At 66.0% G+C, this 16,182-nt stretch carries 10 protein-coding genes, 3 tRNA genes and 1 pseudogene; 8 read left to right on the top strand and 6 right to left on the bottom strand.

The window, feature by feature from the left end; all coding sequences use genetic code 11:
• Positions 1 to 2: 2 nt before the first annotated feature.
• Positions 3 to 497, bottom strand: a complete 495-nt coding sequence (gene azu / locus C6W88_RS14470; RefSeq protein WP_108132972.1) for an azurin — start codon at positions 495 to 497, stop codon at positions 3 to 5.
• Positions 498 to 782: 285 nt separating this feature from the next.
• Here azu and C6W88_RS14460 point away from each other — a divergent pair, with 285 nt between their 5' ends.
• Positions 783 to 1,760, top strand: coding sequence for an NADPH:quinone reductase (locus C6W88_RS14460; RefSeq protein WP_045994597.1), 978 nt, complete (start codon positions 783 to 785; stop codon positions 1,758 to 1,760).
• A 161-nt stretch (positions 1,761 to 1,921) separates the two neighbouring features.
• On the opposite strand, the gene C6W88_RS14455 is transcribed toward C6W88_RS14460, so the two are convergent.
• Positions 1,922 to 2,887 (bottom strand): MurR/RpiR family transcriptional regulator, encoded by a 966-nt coding sequence (locus C6W88_RS14455; protein ID WP_108132970.1) that lies wholly within the window; start codon positions 2,885 to 2,887, stop codon positions 1,922 to 1,924.
• 155 nt (positions 2,888 to 3,042) lie between these two features.
• On the opposite strand from C6W88_RS14455, the gene C6W88_RS14450 reads away from it, so the two are divergent.
• From C6W88_RS14450 to C6W88_RS14440, 3 genes are all read left to right on the top strand, one after another.
• Positions 3,043 to 4,377: an aspartate aminotransferase family protein gene (locus tag C6W88_RS14450; protein WP_108132969.1), complete on the top strand. Its 1,335-nt coding sequence runs from the start codon at positions 3,043 to 3,045 to the stop codon at positions 4,375 to 4,377.
• A gap of 98 nt (positions 4,378 to 4,475) precedes the next feature.
• Complete coding sequence (locus C6W88_RS14445) at positions 4,476 to 5,036, top strand: carboxymuconolactone decarboxylase family protein (protein ID WP_045994599.1); 561 nt, start codon at positions 4,476 to 4,478, stop codon at positions 5,034 to 5,036.
• A 164-nt stretch (positions 5,037 to 5,200) separates the two neighbouring features.
• A complete protein-coding gene (locus C6W88_RS14440; protein WP_108132968.1) occupies positions 5,201 to 7,240 on the top strand; it encodes an SLC13 family permease in 2,040 nt (679 codons plus the stop codon).
• 60 nt (positions 7,241 to 7,300) lie between these two features.
• Here C6W88_RS14440 and C6W88_RS14435 read toward each other — a convergent pair whose 3' ends face one another.
• The 4 genes and pseudogenes from C6W88_RS14435 to betI all read right to left on the bottom strand — a co-directional run bounded on the left by C6W88_RS14435 (position 7,301) and on the right by betI (position 14,104).
• On the bottom strand, positions 7,301 to 9,751 hold the full coding sequence (locus C6W88_RS14435; RefSeq protein WP_108132967.1) for an acyl-CoA dehydrogenase: 2,451 nt from the start codon (positions 9,749 to 9,751) through the stop codon (positions 7,301 to 7,303).
• 355 nt (positions 9,752 to 10,106) lie between these two features.
• Positions 10,107 to 11,774, bottom strand: a pseudogene (gene betA / locus C6W88_RS14430) (choline dehydrogenase); the annotation flags it as partial.
• Between the two features lie 78 nt (positions 11,775 to 11,852).
• A complete protein-coding gene (gene betB / locus C6W88_RS14425; protein ID WP_108132966.1) occupies positions 11,853 to 13,322 on the bottom strand; it encodes a betaine-aldehyde dehydrogenase in 1,470 nt (489 codons plus the stop codon).
• Between the two features lie 161 nt (positions 13,323 to 13,483).
• On the bottom strand, positions 13,484 to 14,104 hold the full coding sequence (betI, locus tag C6W88_RS14420; RefSeq protein WP_181248622.1) for a transcriptional regulator BetI: 621 nt from the start codon (positions 14,102 to 14,104) through the stop codon (positions 13,484 to 13,486).
• A gap of 322 nt (positions 14,105 to 14,426) precedes the next feature.
• Between betI and C6W88_RS14415 the strand changes: the two genes are divergently transcribed.
• The 4 genes from C6W88_RS14415 (at position 14,427) to C6W88_RS14400 (ending at position 16,125) form a co-directional block, all read left to right on the top strand.
• Complete coding sequence (locus tag C6W88_RS14415) at positions 14,427 to 15,308, top strand: choline ABC transporter substrate-binding protein (protein ID WP_231498662.1); 882 nt, start codon at positions 14,427 to 14,429, stop codon at positions 15,306 to 15,308.
• 227 nt (positions 15,309 to 15,535) lie between these two features.
• Positions 15,536 to 15,612, top strand: a tRNA-Met gene (locus C6W88_RS14410).
• Positions 15,613 to 15,927: 315 nt separating this feature from the next.
• Positions 15,928 to 16,003: transfer RNA gene (locus C6W88_RS14405), tRNA-Asn, on the top strand.
• Positions 16,004 to 16,049: 46 nt separating this feature from the next.
• Positions 16,050 to 16,125: transfer RNA gene (locus C6W88_RS14400), tRNA-Asn, on the top strand.
• Positions 16,126 to 16,182: the final 57 nt, after the last annotated feature.

The following is a 16,182-nucleotide window of genomic DNA, read 5'->3' as shown; positions in this document are numbered from 1 at the left end:
GCTCAGCCCTCGCTGGTGAGGCTGAACGATCCCTTCATCATCGAGGAGTGGCCGGGGAAGGAGCAGAAGAAGGTCAGATCCTGGTCGGCGAGTCCTTCGGTGTCGAAGGTGATGCTGGTGGATTCGCCGCCGCCGATGATGTCGGTGGCGGCCAGGATGCGGTCATCCTCCGGCAGGTAGTTGCTGTCGAGTCCCGCCTGCATGCCGGCGGAGGCGATCTCCTGATAGGCGTCGGTAGGGGCCAGCACCCAGTTGTGTCCCATCACGTCTTTCGCCATGGAGCCCGAGTGGGTCAACGTCAGACTGACGGTCTCGCAGCTGGCGGGTACGCTCAGCTCGCTCTTGTCGTACTGCATCTGGTCAGTGGAATCGATGGTCAGCCGGCACTCTTCGGCGACGTTGTCCGCGGCGCCGTCACCCGCCACCGCCACGGCAGAGAACAGCGGCACAGCGGTGATTGCGAGGATGGAGGCGGAGGAAAGCAGGGCATGTTTCATGACAGCGTCCTTTTCGTTGCTGGATAGGGTGGGTGCAGGGTTTGCCACGACCGTTCACGGCGTTCAGCAAGGGGAAGCACGGTGCACCACACAACTTGTATCCATGTTTATATTTTAACTGTATACAGTTTATGAGTCTCGTAGACATCAATGGAGCTGTCAAGCGCCGACAGTGATCCCGTGGCCACGGCTGTGCCGACGGCAAATCCAGTTTGGACTTGACCGAGGTCGAGCAGAGCGCTTGACTGGGCGTACATACCCGTTAGCAGCGTAAGGAAGCCTTTCATGGCCAAGCGGATTCAATTCGCACGCACCGGCGATTCCGAGGTGCTGGAACTCGTCGATACACCGGCGGCCGAGCCGGGCCCCGGCGAGGTACGCGTCGCCAATGAGGCGGTGGGCCTCAACTTCATCGATATCTACTTCCGCACCGGTCTGTATCCGGCGCCGTCCCTGCCGTCGGGCCTGGGAACCGAAGGCGCTGGCGTGGTCGACGCCGTGGGCGAGGGGGTCGATCATCTGCAGGTAGGCGACCGCGTGGCCTACGCACAGGGGCCCCTGGGCGCCTACGCCGAACTGCACACCCTGCCGGCGGACAAGGTGGTGGCGCTGCCCGAGGGGATCAGTTGCGAGACCGCAGCGGGGGCCATGCTCAAGGGGCTGACGGTGCAGTACCTGCTGCGTCAGACCTACCCGCTGCAGGGTGGCGAGACCATCCTGTTCCACGCCGCCGCCGGTGGGGTGGGATCGATTGCCTGTCAGTGGGCCAAGGCCCTGGGCGTCAAGCTGATCGGTACGGTCAGCTCGGTCGAGAAGGCGGAGCTTGCCAAGCGCAACGGCGCCTGGGCGACCATCGACTACACCAAGGAAGACGTGGTCGAAAGGGTGCGCGAGCTGACCGGTGGCGAGATGGTCGACGTGGTCTACGACAGCGTCGGCAAGGACACCTGGGAGACCTCGCTGGACTGCCTGAAGCCGCGCGGCCTGATGGTCAGCTTCGGCAACGCCTCCGGACCGGTCGAGGGGGTCAACATCGGCATCCTCAACCAGAAGGGCGCGCTCTACGTCACTCGGCCGAGCCTCAACGGCTACGCCGACAGCCCGGAGCGGCTGCAGGACATGGCCGACGAGCTGTTCGACATGATCGAGAGCGGCAAGGTGAAGATCGACGTGGCCCAGCGCTTCGCCCTGGCGGAGGCCGGCAAGGCCCAGGACGCCCTGGCGTCACGCAAGACCACCGGGTCTACCGTGCTGCTGCCCTGAGCGATCGATCGCCGATCCCTGTCTTCCTGATCGAACCTGTCCTCCGGACAGAGCGGGCCCGCCAAGTTGGCGGGCCCGCTTGCATTTCAGGGAGGCGTCGGCCTGACGGCGGAGTGGCTTGCGTACCGGCTGCCCTGGTCGCCGACTGTTCTGCCTTGGCGCTACAGCGACGCCCCCAGCTCGCGAATCATCCTCTCGCGCCGCTTGAGGGCGGCCAGTCCCTCGTCGCCAAGGCGATCGGCCACCTCGGTCAGCAGGCCCTGGGCCAGCAGGAAGAAGGCGCCCATGGCGTTGGAGAAGAACAGGCTGTCGGTAGGCACCAGGAAGCGGTATTCGGCGACCCGGGCAAGCGGAGACGACTCGCTGTCGGTCAGGGCGACCACCCGAATCCCCGCCCGCGCCGCCACCCGGGCGGTTTCCAGCACGCTGGTGGTGTAGGGAAAGCAGCTGATCACCACCAGCAAGTCCCCTTCATCCAGTTGCGCCAGGGCATCGGCCACCCCCTGGTGCCCCGCATCCAGCTCCCCGGTATCGGCACGCAGCATGCCAAGCCCGTAGGCCATGAACTGCGCCAGCGACGCAAACTGGCGTTGCCCATGGACCCTGACCCGACGGGCGAGGGCCAGCAGCTCGACCACCCGGTCGTAGTCATCGGCGTCGAGTCGCTCGAGCAGGCCGGCGAAGTTGGCGCTCTCCTGGCGTCCGAGCCGGGCCAGCCGGGCGACACCCTGGCCCTGGTCGCGATCGGTCGAAAGCCTCGAGGCCAGGTCGCTGTAGAAGTGCTCGCCGCCATCGGCCAGATCCCGCCGAAACACCGCCTGCAGCTCGCCGAAGCCGTCGAAGCCCAGGCGCTGGGCCAGCCGGGTCAAGGTCGAGGGGTTCACCTCGAGCCGCCCGGCCAGCTCGCTGATCGAGGCCACCGCACTCGCCTGCGGCGACTCCAGCAGCGCCATCAGCACCCGCAACGATCGTTTGCCCAAACGAACCTCGCCGTCACCGGCCTGGATCTGCGCCGCCAGTTCCTGCAAGTCGCCGAGGGTGCTCGATTCGCCGAGGCGAACTGGGCGGTGCCGAGCGCTCCGCTCGGTCGATGGCTTGGTGGCGGGCTTCGAGTCGCGAGAGGGCATGGCGTCTCCTTGAATGACGAGCGGGCCAGTGTGCCAGCTTGGCGGGCGTCTGTCCGGTGAGGCGTAGACACGATTTGCAAATATGCATTGTGTAAAAATAGAATGCATTTAATATTTGCATTTATGCGATGTCGTATCTACCTGCTGGAGGTTCCATGAGCCGCGTCTTTCACCGCCACCTCAAGGCGTCCTATCCCACCGCGGTGGCAGGCGATGGGCCCTATCTGATCGATGCCGCAGGCAAGCGCTACCTCGATGCCTGTGGCGGCGCGGCGGTGTCCTGCCTGGGGCATAGCGATCCCGAGGTGCAGGCCGCGATCAGCGAACAGGTCAAGCGTATGGCCTACGCCCATTCAAGCTTCTTTACCTCGGAGCCGATGGAGGCGCTGGCCGACTTCCTGGTCGATCGCGCGCCCCAGGGCATCGGCAGCGTCTACTTCGTCTCCGGCGGTTCCGAAGCGGTGGAAGCGGCGCTGAAGATGGCGCGCCAGTACTTTCTCGAGATCGGCCAGCCAGAGCGCACCCAGGTCATCGCCCGGCGCCAGAGCTACCACGGCAATACCCTGGGGGCGCTGGCCACCGGCGGAAACGCCTGGCGTCGGCGTCCCTTCGAACCGCTGTTGGCCGACACCACCCACGTCAGCCCCTGTTACGCCTATCGCGGCCAGCGCGCGGACGAAAGCGCCGAAGCCTACGGCGAGCGACTCGCGGTGGAACTCGAGGACACCATCGAGCGGCTGGGGCCACGCCGGGTCATGGCCTTCGTCGCCGAGCCGGTGGTGGGGGCGACCCTTGGCGCGGTGCCGGCGGTGCCCGGATACTTTCGGCGGGTGCGTGAGATCTGTGATCGTCACGGCATCCTGCTGATTCTCGATGAGGTGATGTGCGGCATGGGGCGCACCGGTAGCCTGTTTGCCTGCGAGCAGGAAGGCGTCAGCCCCGACCTTCTGACCGTGGCCAAGGGCCTGGGCGGTGGCTACCAGCCCATCGGCGCCACCCTGGCCAGTGCGCGTATCCGCGACACCATCGCCGAGGGCACCGGCTTCTTCCAGCATGGCCACACCTATATCGGCCACGCCACCGCCTGCGCCGCGGCGCTGGCGGTGCAGCGCGCGGTAGAGAAACGCGGCCTGCTTGAGCAGGTGCGCGCCAGGGGCGAGGCGCTGCGTGCTCGCCTCGAGCAGCGCTTCGGCGACCACCCGCACGTCGGCGATATTCGTGGACGCGGGCTGTTTCTGGGACTCGAGCTGGTGGCGGACCGGGCCAGCAAGGAGCCCTTCGACCCCGACCGACGCCTCAACGCCGCGGTCAAGGCCGCCGCCATGGACCAGGGGCTGATGTGTTATCCCGCCGGCGGTACCCTGGACGGACGCCGTGGAGACCATGTGCTGCTGGCGCCGCCCTATATCGTCGAGGAAGATCATCTCGACGAGATCGTCGACAAGCTCGACGCCGCCTTGCAGCAGGCGCTTGGCCAGGTGGGCCATTGAGTTCATGCCTGGCGCTTCGGCCCGCGCAACACCACTGACACAGCAGGCCCGCCAAGGGGCGGGCTTGCTACCTTTTTTCCCACGTACAGGATGACAGCATGACCCTTCGTTCCCGCTTGCCCGAGCTTGACGACGCCACCATGAGCGCGGAGCAGCGCCGGGTGCTCGACGATATCCTCAGCGGCCCCCGCGGCAACCTCGATGGTCCCTTCCTGGCCTGGGTGCACAGCCCGCAGCTTGCCGACCATGCCCAGCGCCTGGGCGCCTTCTGTCGCTACCATACCTCGCTTCCGCTGCGCCTCACCGAGCTTGCCATCCTGACCACCGCGGCCTGGTGGAAGTCCCAGGCTGAGTGGCAGATCCACGCCCCCATAGCCCTCAAGGCCGGCCTGTCCGAGTCGGTGGTCGAGGCCTTGCGAGAAGGCCGCCAACCGACCTTCGAGCGCAGCGATGAAGTCATCGTCCATCGGCTTGCCAGCGTGCTGTATCAGCACCGGCGCGTCGATCAGGCCACCTACGACAGGGCAGTGGAGGCCTTCGGCGAGGAGGCCGTGGTGGAACTGGTCGGGGTGCTTGGCTACTACGCCCTTGTGGCGATGACGCTGAACGTGTTCGAGGTCCGTCGCGGCGATGAACCGCTGCCCTTTGACGAACCCTAACCCTTTGCCGAACCCCAGCCTGTTGACGAAGCTTCCTGGGCGCGCTGATGAGGTGTTTTAGGCTACGCTGAATCAGCGGTACCCTGGCGCTTTCTCGGTGACGCTTTCGCGACCTCCAGCACTCTGCAATCGCCCGTCAGGGCGCCGCCCAGGGAGGGGCCGGCATGGACGACAGTCTTCTGGTATTTATCGTGCTCGGGCTGACGCTGGCGGCGTTCGTCTGGGGGCGGTTTCGTTTCGATCTGGTGGCGCTGGCGTCCTTGCTGGCCTCGGTGGTGCTGGGGCTGGTGCCGGCCGACCAGGCCTTTTCCGGTTTTGGCCATCCGGCGGTGATCACCGTGGTGGCGGTGCTGGTGCTTTCCCGTGGCTTCGAGCGGGCCGGGGTGGTAGACGTGATCGCCGCCCAGGTGCTCAAGGTCGGCGACAGGCTCCTGTATCAGCTATTGGCGCTGACCGGCCTTGTCACCGTGCTGTCGGGCTTCATGAACAACGTGGGGGCGCTGGCGTTGCTGCTGCCGGTGGCCCTGCGGATGTCGCGCGAACACGATACCTCGCCGTCGATCCTGCTGATGCCGCTGGCCTTCGGCTCGCTGCTGGGTGGCCTCACCACCCTGATCGGCACCCCGCCCAACATCATCATCTCGAGCTACCGCGCCAGCGTCGCCGGCGAGCGCTTCAGCATGTTCGACTTCTTCCCGGTGGGCGGCGCCGTGGCACTCGCCGGGGTTGCCTTTATCGTGCTGCTGGGCTGGCGACTGGTGCCAAGGCGCACCGGCCAGGCCAGCCGCGACGCCATGTTCGATACCGCCCACTATCTGGTGGAGGTGCGGGTCGACGCCGATGCCCAGGCCCTGGGCTGGTCGCTGCACAAGCTCAGGCGCAAGCTCGACGACAACGTGCCCGTGCTGGCGCTGGTGCGGGGCGGTCATCGCTACGCCGGTCACTCTTTCTATGGGGTGCTCAAGGAGGGCGACATCCTGCTGCTGGAGGCTGGGCCCGAGGAGCTCAAGGCGCTGGAAGATCGTGCCGGACTGCGGGTCGGTCTGACACCCGAGGAGGCGCCGGATCCTGATGCCGAGCCTACCGATACCGAGCAGAGCAACACCGAGCAGGCCGACAGCGATGACCCGGTGCGGTCCTCGGACAACGCAGCGGCCGCATCGACGTCGGCCCAGCCATTGAACGCAGACGGCGACGCCGGGTCCGCTTCACTGGCCCAGCGTACCCGCCAACTGGTCGACGAGGACGAGCAGGCGCGAGAGCGCCGCATCACCCTGGACGAGACCCGTGAGGCGGCGCGGGGCACCGAGGACGGCGACGAGCGCCAGGACGACAAGGCCCCCGAAGACTTGCACCTGATCGAGGCGGTGGTGCGCAACGACGCCGCCATCAGTGGCCGCACCGCCGCCGAGCTGCGCCTGCACCATCAGTACGGCCTGCACCTGGTGGCGGTGGCCCGTGACGGTGGGCGCCTCAAGCAGCGTCTGCGCGATATTCGTTTTCGGCCCGGCGACGTGCTGCTGCTGCAGGGCGATCCCGAAGGGCTGGGCGAGAGCCTGACGGTGCTTGGCTGCCTGCCGCTGGCAGACCGGCGCCTGACCCTCGGCCAGCCGCGCCAGCTTGCGCTGTCGGTGGGCATCTTTGCCGTCGCCATCACGGCCATGCTGTTCGATCTGCTGCCGGCGGCGGTGGCCTTGTCGCTGGCCGCGCTGGTCACCCTGCTGGTGGGGGTGCTGCCGCTGCGCGAGGGCTATCGCGCCATCGACGGCCCGGTGGTGGTGTTGCTGGGCGCGATGATTCCGGTGGGGCAGTCGCTGGAGTCCAGCGGCGGGGCCGGCCTGATCGCCGATGCGATGCTCGGGCTTGGCAGCCAGTGGCCGCCCATCCTGGTGCTGGCGGGGCTCTTCATGGTCAGCACCTTGCTGTCCAACGTCATCAACAATGCGGCGGCGGCGCTGTTGATGGCGCCCATCGCGGCGAGTCTCGCCAGCGGTTTCGAGCTGTCGCTTGACCCCTTCCTGATGGTGGTGGCGATCAGCGCTTCCTGCGCCTTTCTGACGCCCATCGGCCACCAGTCCAACACCCTGGTGATGGGCCCCGCGGGCTATCACTTCAGCGACTATTGGCGCCTTGGCCTGCCGCTGACCCTGGTGGTGATGGTGGTCGCCATCCCGCTGATCATGCTGGTCTGGCCGCTGCAATAACGGCCAATGAAAACGCCCGGGCTGGGCCCGGGCGTCGTGGTGGTGCGCGAAACGTCGGCGTTACGCGGTGACGTTGTGGTGGTTCATCTTTTCCTTGTCGGTGACGAAGGCGTCGAAGGCGAAGTCGTCCACGCTCAGCATGTCGAGCACCTCGGCCTCGCGCTTGCGCATGAAGTCGGCATCCTCCTCGCTGATCAGTCCTTCCTCGAGCGCGGCTTCCAGGCGTTCTTCCGGGTGCAGCGCCTGCACCGGCAGCTTGCCCTTGGAGTACGCCTTGTTGATCTGGCGATAGAGCACCTCGGCGCGGTCCTGGGTTTCCAGCAGGGCGTTGTAGCGCGCCACCGGGTTGTCCTGGACCTGGTCGTTGCTGTCCCAGGCGCCGACCAAGAGCTTCTTGCGCAGGGCGCTGTCGGTGGACACCGCACGGGCGATGGACCGGGCCAGGTCGTCGTGGGGGCGTGCCCAGCGGCGGCCCAGCGGCATCACCAGCACCTTCAGGGTCTTGCCCAGCGCCCGGTTGGGCAGGTTGTCGAAGACCTCGACGAAGGCGGTCTCGGCGCGGTTGAGCAGGAAGCGGCAGGCGTAGTGCATCAGTTCCGCCTCGCCCTCGACCTTGTCACCCTCGTGCCACTGCTTGATCACCATGCTCACCAGATAGAGGTTGGAGAGCACGTCACCCAGACGCGCCGAGAGCATCTCGCGCTGCTTGAGCTCGGCGCCCAGGCTCGCCATGGCGGCGTCGGCGCACAGGCTGAAGCCGGCGGACAGACGGGCCACGTCCTGGGCGTAAGGGCGGGCGACCTCGTCGAAGGGGCAGGACGGCTTGCCGATGCCCAGGCCCATGGTGAGGGCGCGGGCGGCGTTGCCGAAGATCAGCCCGGCATGGCGGAAGAACGCCCGGTCGAAGGCCTTGGCGTCATCGGCGTCCTTGGCCGCCAGTTCCTCCAGCACGTAGGGATGACAGCGGATCGCGCCTTGACCGAACACCATCAGGTTGCGGGTCATGATGTTGGCGCCTTCCACGGTGATCGCCACCGGGTTGGCGCTGTAGCCGATGCCCAGGTAGTTGCGCGGGCCCAGGGTCACCGCCTTGCCGCCGTGGATGTCCATGGCGTCGGCCAGGATGTCACGCTGGAACTCGGTCAGCTGGCTCTTGAGGATGGTCGATGGCACCGCCGGCGCCTGGCCGTGGTCGATGGTGTTGGCGGTCTGGTAGACCGCCGCCTGGGCGATGTAGGCCTTGGCGGTAAGACGTGCCAGCGGCTCCTGAATGCCCTCCATCTCGGCTACCGGCACATTGAACTGGCGACGGATGCGGGCGAAGCCGCCGGCCCAGCCGATGGCGTAGCGGCCGGTGCCGGTGGCGCCGGAGGGCAGGGTGATGCAGCGACCAACCGACAGGCACTCGATCAGCATGCGCCAGCCTTCGCCGGCCATCTCGGGGCCACCGATGATGGTGTCCAGCGGCACGAACACGTCCTTGCCACGAATCGGACCGTTCATGAAGGGGCTGCCGATGGGGTGGTGGCGGCGGCCGATCTCCATGCCGTCGGTGTCACGCGGTACCAGCGCGCAGGTGATGCCGAGGTCTTCTGTGTCGCCCAGCAGGTGGTCCGGGTCGAACATGCGGAAGGCCAGGCCGACCACGGTGGCGATGGGCGCCAGGGTGATCCAGCGCTTGTTGAAGGTCAGACGCAGGCCCAGCACTTCCTTGCCGTCGATTTCCTGCTTGCACACGATGCCGACGTCCGGCAGCGAAGTGGCGTCGGAGCCGGCGCGGGGGCCGGTCAGGCCGAAGCAGGGGATCTCGCGGCCGTCGGCCAGGCGCGGCAGGTAGTGGTCCTTCTGCTCCTGGGTGCCGTACTTGAGCAGCAGCTCACCCGGACCCAGCGAGTTGGGGACACCCACGGTGGACATCAGGGTCTCGTTGACCGCGAGCTTCTGCAGCACCGCCGACTGGGCCTTGGCCGAGAAGCCGAGACCACCGTACTCCTTGGGAATGATCATGCCGAAGAAGCGTTCCTTCTTCAGGTAGTCCCACAGCTCCGGCGGCAGGTCGGCTCGCTCGCGGGCGATGTCCCAGGCGTTGCACATGCCGGCGGCCACGGTGCACTGATGATCGATGAAGGCGCGTTCCTCGTCGCTGAGGCCGTCATCCTTGAAGTCGAGCAGGCGCTGCCACTGCGGGCGGCCGGAGAACAGCTCACCGTCCCAGGCCACGCTGCCGGCCTCAAGCGCAGTACGCTCGGTATCCGATACGCGGGGGGCGACCTTCTTGAACATGGCGAACAGACGTGGCGACAGCCAGCCATGGCGCAGCGCCGGCAGGCCGCAGACGGCGATGACGGCGGCGGTGATCAGCAGCAGTACGCCGACGAATTCGGCGTCGAGGACCAGGCCCGCGACCCCGAGAATGGCGGGCAGGGCGGCGGCAGGCGCGGCCCCGGCCTCGCGGCGGGCGATGGCGATCAGGCCAACGACCGCAAAGATGAGCAGGAGCAGGCTGAGCATGGGCGGTTCTCCTTGGAGAGCGATGAGAGGAAGTGTGGTTGTAATAAAACGCCTGTTTGAATTCTTGCAGATTAGCCCATCGCCTGACAACCGGCCATCGAAAACCTTGCCTCTTGCACCATGGTCGAACTAGAGGTCTCTTAGCTGCACAAAAAAGGCCCCGTGAAAGTCACGGGGCCAAGTCGATGTCGTCTAAATCGTGTCGCCGCCAGCGGCAGCGTTTCCGGCATCAGCCAGGCTGCGCTGTGCTATCAGCACCAGTACCAACACCAGCACCAGCACCAGCATCGGCGCGCGCGGAGAGGCGCCGCTCGCTCTGGGTCGGATGGGCCTCATCGAGCCGCCGCTGCGGCGGCTTCTGGGCCGGGGCGCCGTTGGCCACGTAGTAGGGCGCCTGGCTCGGCGGCAGCGGCTCGCGGCCACGGATCTTGTCGGCCATGCGCTCGGCCAGCATGATCGTCGGCGCGTTGAGGTTGCCGGTGGGAATCACCGGGAACAGCGAGGCGTCGACCACCCGCAGGCTTTCTACCCCGTGCACGCGTCCGGCGCCGTCGACCACGCAGTCGTCGCCGTCGCCCATGCGGCAGGTGCCACAGGGATGATAGGCGGTCTCGGCGTGGCGGCGCACGAAGGCGTCGAGCTCATCGTCGCTCTGTACGTCCGGCCCCGGCGAGATCTCGCGGCCGCGGAACTCGTCCATGGCCGGCTGGGCGATGATCTCGCGGGTCAGGCGAATGGCGTCGCGGAACTCTTCCCAGTCCTTTTCGGTGGACATGTAGTTGAACAGGATCGAGGGGGCGGCCTTGGGATCGACCGAGGTCAGGCGCACGCGGCCTTCGCTCTGGGAGCGCATCGAGCCGACGTGGGCCTGGAAGCCATGGGCCTGCACCGCGCTCTTGCCGTTGTAGCTGATGGCGATCGGCAGGAAGTGGTACTGCAGGTTCGGCCAGGCTTCCTCTTCGCTGGTGCGGATGAAACCGGCGGCCTCGAACTGGTTGCTGGCGCCCACGCCGCTGCCCTTGAACAGCCACTCGGCGCCGATCGCCGGCTGGTTGTACCACTTCAGCGCCGGGTACAGCGAGATCGGTTTCTTGCACTCGTACTGGATGTACATCTCCAGGTGGTCCTGCAGATGGGCACCGACGTTGTCGTTGACGTGGACCGCCTCAATGCCGAGTTCCGCCAGCAGGTCCGCCGGGCCGATGCCCGAGCGCTGCAGAATCTGCGGCGAGGCGATGGCGCCGGCGCACAGCAGCACCTCGCGACGGGTGCGCACTTCCTGGGTCTGGCCCTTGCGCTGATAGCGCACGCCCACCGCACGCTTGCCCTCGAACAGGATGACGTCGGTAGTGGCTCGGGTCTCGATGGTCAGGTTGGGGCGCTTCTTGGCCTCGTCCAGGTAGCCACGCGCGGTGGAGGCGCGGCGTCCCTGGGGCGTGACGAAGCGGTCCATGGGGCCGAAGCCTTCCTGCTGGTAGCCGTTGACGTCCTCGGTGGCCGGGTAGCCCGCCTGCTGTCCCGCCTCGATAAAGGCGTGGTAGAGCGGGTTGTTGCCGGGCTTCGGGGTGGCCACGCACACAGGGCCGTCGCCGCCATGGTAGTCATTGGGGCCGATATCGCGGGTCTCGGCTTTCCTGAAGTAGGGCAGGCAGTTGGCGTAGTGCCAATCCTCGAGCCCGTCGCGCTTGGCCCAGCCGTCATAGTCCAGGGCGTTGCCACGGATGTAGCACATGCCGTTGATCAGCGAAGAGCCGCCAAGGCCCTTGCCGCGACCGCACTCCATGCGGCGATTGTCCATGTGCGGCTCGGGGTCCGTCTCGAAGGCCCAGTTGTAGCGCTTGCCCTGCAACGGATAGGCCAGCGCTGCCGGCATCTGGGTGCGGAAGTCGAAGCGGTGGTCCTTGCCGCCGGCTTCCAGCAGCAGGACCTGGACGTCCGGGTCCTCGGTCAGTCGAGTGGCGAGGACGTTGCCGGCGGAGCCGGCGCCGATGATGACGTAGTCGAATTCACGGAGCTGTGACATGTGACGCCTCCCTGAAGGCAATGGGGTGACCGGGTCAGGCGTGACGCGGTGTTCGAGTGCTGTCGCGACGGGCCGGCCTTAGAAGACCGACTCGAAGGGGCCCATCTCGACCTGGACCGACTTGGTCTGGGTGTAGTGGGCCAGGGTCTCGATGCCGTTCTCGCGGCCGACGCCGGACTGCTTGTAGCCACCCACCGGCATTTCGGCCGGGGACTCGCCCCAGGTGTTGATCCAGCAGATGCCGGCTTCCAGGCGATGGATCAGGCGATGCGCACGGTTGAGGCTCTCGGTGAAGACGCCGGCGGCCAGGCCATAGGTGGTGGCGTTGGCGCGCTCGAGCACCTCCTCGTCGGAGTCGAAGCCGAGCACCGACATCACCGGGCCGAAGATCTCTTCACGCACGATGCGCATGTCATCGGTGCAGTCGGTGAACACCGTGGGGGCCGCCCAGGCGCCCTTGGCCCAGTCGCCCTGGTCCCAGGCGTCGCCGCCGGCCAGTACCCGGGCGCCTTGCTGCTTGCCCAGCTCGATGTAGGACAGCACTTTCTGTTGGTGTTCGAAGCTGACCAGCGGGCCGAAGTTGACCGAGGGGTCCATCGGGTCGCCGGCCTTGATGCGCGCCACGCGCTCCTCGAGCAGTGCCTCGAAGTCGTCCTTGACGGCGTTGTCGATGAACACCCGGGTGCCGTTGGTGCAGATCTGGCCGCTGGAGTAGAAGTTGGCCATCATCGCCGCGTCGGCGGCACGGACCAGGTCGGCGTCACGGCAGACGATCAGCGGCGACTTGCCGCCAAGCTCCATGGTGACGTCCTTGAGGCTGGAGGCGGCGGAGGCCGACATCACCTTCTTGCCGGTGCCCACCTCGCCGGTGAAGGACACCTTGGCGATATCCGGGTGGCCGGTGATCGCCTGGCCCACCTCGGCCTCGCCGTGGACGACGTTGAACACGCCATCGGGCAGACCGGCTTCGGTGAACACCTCGGCCAGGATCATGGTGGTCAGCGGGGTGACCTCGCTGGGCTTGAACACCACGGCGTTGCCGGCGGCCAGCGCCGGGGCGGACTTCCAGCAGGCGATCTGGATCGGGTAGTTCCAGGCGCCGATGGAACCGATGACGCCCAGCGGCTCGCGGCGGGTGTAGACGAAGCTGTCTTCACGCAGCGGAATCTGGCTGCCTTCGATGGCGGCGGCGAGGCCGGCGTAGTATTCGAGCACGTCGGCGCCGGTGACGATATCGACGGTGGACGTCTCGCTGAACGGCTTGCCGGTGTTGCGGGTCTCGAGCTCGGCGATCTCGTCGTTACGCTCGCGCAGCAGCGCCACGGCGCGGTTGAGGATGCGTCCGCGCTCCATGCCGGACATCGCGCCCCACACCTTCTGGCCGCGCTGAGCCGCGGCGACAGCGGCGTCCACGTCGGCCTGGCTTGCCACCTGCACGTCGGCCAGGTGGCTGCCATCGTAGGGGTTGGTGACGCTGAAGGTCTCGTTGGAGGTGGCGTCGGTCAGACGGCCGTCGATGTAGAGCTTCTGGAGTTCGAGAGTTGCCATGGCATCCTCCTGTCGAAAGGGCATGTGTCAGCAAGCTGACAGCGATGTCGGGGCGATAAGTGAAGAGCAAGAATGTGCGCGTGAGTGGCGCAGGTGTTGAGCCTGCCCACTCGGTCTGCCTGAGATCCGGCTCGAGGCTCGGGGCCTGAGCCGGAAGAGACTCAGGCCGGTTCGGGTTCGTGAGCCGCAGCGGGCGCGTGGCTGTCGAGCAGTCGATTCAGGTACTCCCGCGCCAGCTGGCGGGCCTGGACCGCGTCCAGGCCTTCCGGCGACAGGGTGCCGCGCAGCCACAGACCGTCGATCATCGCGGCCAGGCCATTGGCGGCGCGCTGGGCCTCGTGTCGGGGCATCAGCCGGCGAAACTGGTAGCACAGATTGGCGTACAGCCGCCGGTCGTTGATCTTCTGCAGCCGCTGCAGGTCGGCCTTGTGCATCGAGTTGGCCCAGAAGGCGAGCCAGGTGCCGGCAGCGCGGGCGTTGGTCTGGGAGGCGTCGAAGTTGCCGTCGATGATCGCTTCCAGATGGGCACGGGGGCTTGAGTCGCTCAGCGCCTTGCGCCGCGCCGCCACGGCCTGGCCCAGGTCATGCTGGATCTGGCGCATGGTCGCCTCCAAGAGGCCATCCTTGCCACCGAAGTAGTGGCTGATGATGCCAGCGGAGACCCCGGCGTGGCGGGCGATGCGCATGATGGTGGCATCGGCAAGCCCCACCTCGTGGATCGCCGCCATGGTCGCCTGGATCAGCTGCTGGCGGCGGATCGGCTCCATTCCTACCTTGGGCATGACAGACCTCCGTGCCGTTCGCCCTCGAACATTGAGGTGCCCGAGAGGTGAATCTGTTGATGCGCGTCCCGAGCGGTATCGAGCTCAAGAGTTGAATCTAGTGACTTGCTCCTCGAGGCATCCCCGAGGTTAGGATGTAGAGAGTATGCCTTTTATTGATTGGACGTTCAATCAAAATCTGGTCGATTCAACGGCACAGTCGTGAACAGGCCACCATACTGAAACCGATAACCTCAACAAGGAGTGCATCATGACGACCCCGACGATTCCCGCTCTGTCCGTGCTGGCGGCTGCCATCGCCGGCCTTGCCGCCCCCCAGGCGATGGCCGCCGATGACAGCTGCCAGCCGGTGCGTTTCGCCGAAGTCGGCTGGACCGATATCACCGCCACCACCGCCTTGACCACCGAAGTGCTGAAGGCCATGGGCTACGAGACGCGTATCGACACCGTCTCGGTGCCGATCGCCTACTCGGGCATGAAGAACGACGACTTCGATGTCTTTCTCGGCAACTGGATGCCGTCCATGGCGTCCATCAGCGACCCCTACGTCGAGCAGGGTGATGTCGACCGCCTGGGGGCCAACCTGGAAGGGGCCAAGTACACCCTTGCGGTGCCGCAGTATGTCTACGACGCCGGTGTCACCTCGGTGGCGGATCTCGACGAGCACGCCGACAAGTTCAACAGCGAACTCCACGGCATCGAGGCCGGAAATGACGGCAACGAGCTGATCCAGCAGATGATCGACGATGACGCCTTTGGGCTCGGCGACTGGTCGCTGATCGACTCGAGCGAGGCCGGCATGCTGGCGGAGCTGCGTGCCCGCGTCCCCGACGAGACCTGGATGGTTTTCCTCGGATGGGAGCCGCATCCCATGAACACCAACTTCGACATGGCTTACCTGGAAGGCGCCGACGACTACTTCGGCCCCGACCTGGGCGGCGCCACCGTTTACACCAACACCCGTGCCGGCTACACCGACGCCTGTCCCAACGTCGGTGCGCTGCTCAACAACCTGAGCTTCACCCTGGAGATGGAAAACCAGCTGATGGGCACCATCATGGATGACGGCACCGCCCCGGACGAGGCCGCCCGCGACTACCTCAAGGCCAACCCGGCGCTGCTCGCCTCCTGGCTCGAAGGCGTGGAGACCGCCGATGGCGAGCCTGCCCTCGAGGTGGTCAAGGCGGAGCTGGGTGTTGAATAAGGCAAAGCTGGGCGTCGAATAAGCCAGAGCTGGGTGTCGAATAAGCCAGCACTGGGGCGCTGAACAAGCCTGAGCTGACTGTCTAACAAGCCCAGAGCGTTCCAGGCCGGGGGAGAGCAGGGCAGGCCCGTCGTCGAAAATTTCGCGGGCGGGCTTGCCAAGTTCATGAACGGTGTGCATAATTCTCCCCCGTCGACACGGCGCTTTTGCCGCATGACGACCCAAAAGGCTACGTAGCTCAGTTGGTTAGAGCACATCACTCATAATGATGGGGTCCCCTGTTCGAGTCAGGGCGTAGCCACCAGGATTTAGAAAGCACCCGCTGACCTCGGTCAGCGGGTGCTTTCGTATGCGGCGGGTTTTTTGCCTCCCGTCAGCCATCGTCTGGCACTGCCTTTCAGCGTTTGTGACCCGCCCGCACCTGCCCGGTGGGCGAGGGACCAGCGTTCAGGGCAGGGCTTTAGGACAGGGCAGAGCACCGTGACGGCAGCCAGAGCCTCCCAGAACCGAGGTTACGAGGCGGATCAGCGGGTTAAGCCAGTCCTTGGGTCAACAAAAGCGCAACCGGGCTTGACGATCTCGGAGCGATCCGTATACTACGCCCCGTGCTTGAGGCGATTCCCCGATAGCTCAGTTGGTAGAGCAAATGACTGTTAATCATTGGGTCGCAGGTTCGAGTCCTGCTCGGGGAGCCAACCGCAACGGTTGATCCCGCGTCATGCACCGACAATTCAAGGTAATTCCCCGATAGCTCAGTTGGTAGAGCAAATGACTGTTAATCATTGGGTCACAGGTTCGAGTCCTGTTCGGGGAGCCATCTGGCCTTGCAGCATTACTGACATTGTCGCCTAGCTTGAAGTACTGCACATTGTTG

The organism is Halomonas litopenaei (genome assembly GCF_003045775.1).
GTDB classification, from domain to species: domain Bacteria; phylum Pseudomonadota; class Gammaproteobacteria; order Pseudomonadales; family Halomonadaceae; genus Halomonas; species Halomonas litopenaei.
This window is presented reverse-complemented; position numbering and strand designations above follow the sequence as displayed.

Coding starts and splice junctions, on each gene's coding strand:
- azu (WP_108132972.1), bottom strand. CDS start 497: ATGAAACATGCCCTGCTTTCCTCCGCCTCCATCCTCGCAATCACCGCT.
- C6W88_RS14460 (WP_045994597.1), top strand. CDS start 783: ATGGCCAAGCGGATTCAATTCGCACGCACCGGCGATTCCGAGGTGCTG.
- C6W88_RS14455 (WP_108132970.1), bottom strand. CDS start 2,887: ATGCCCTCTCGCGACTCGAAGCCCGCCACCAAGCCATCGACCGAGCGG.
- C6W88_RS14450 (WP_108132969.1), top strand. CDS start 3,043: ATGAGCCGCGTCTTTCACCGCCACCTCAAGGCGTCCTATCCCACCGCG.
- C6W88_RS14445 (WP_045994599.1), top strand. CDS start 4,476: ATGACCCTTCGTTCCCGCTTGCCCGAGCTTGACGACGCCACCATGAGC.
- C6W88_RS14440 (WP_108132968.1), top strand. CDS start 5,201: ATGGACGACAGTCTTCTGGTATTTATCGTGCTCGGGCTGACGCTGGCG.
- C6W88_RS14435 (WP_108132967.1), bottom strand. CDS start 9,751: ATGCTCAGCCTGCTCCTGCTCATCTTTGCGGTCGTTGGCCTGATCGCC.
- betB (WP_108132966.1), bottom strand. CDS start 13,322: ATGGCAACTCTCGAACTCCAGAAGCTCTACATCGACGGCCGTCTGACC.
- betI (WP_181248622.1), bottom strand. CDS start 14,104: ATGCCCAAGGTAGGAATGGAGCCGATCCGCCGCCAGCAGCTGATCCAG.
- C6W88_RS14415 (WP_231498662.1), top strand. CDS start 14,427: ATGGCCGCCGATGACAGCTGCCAGCCGGTGCGTTTCGCCGAAGTCGGC.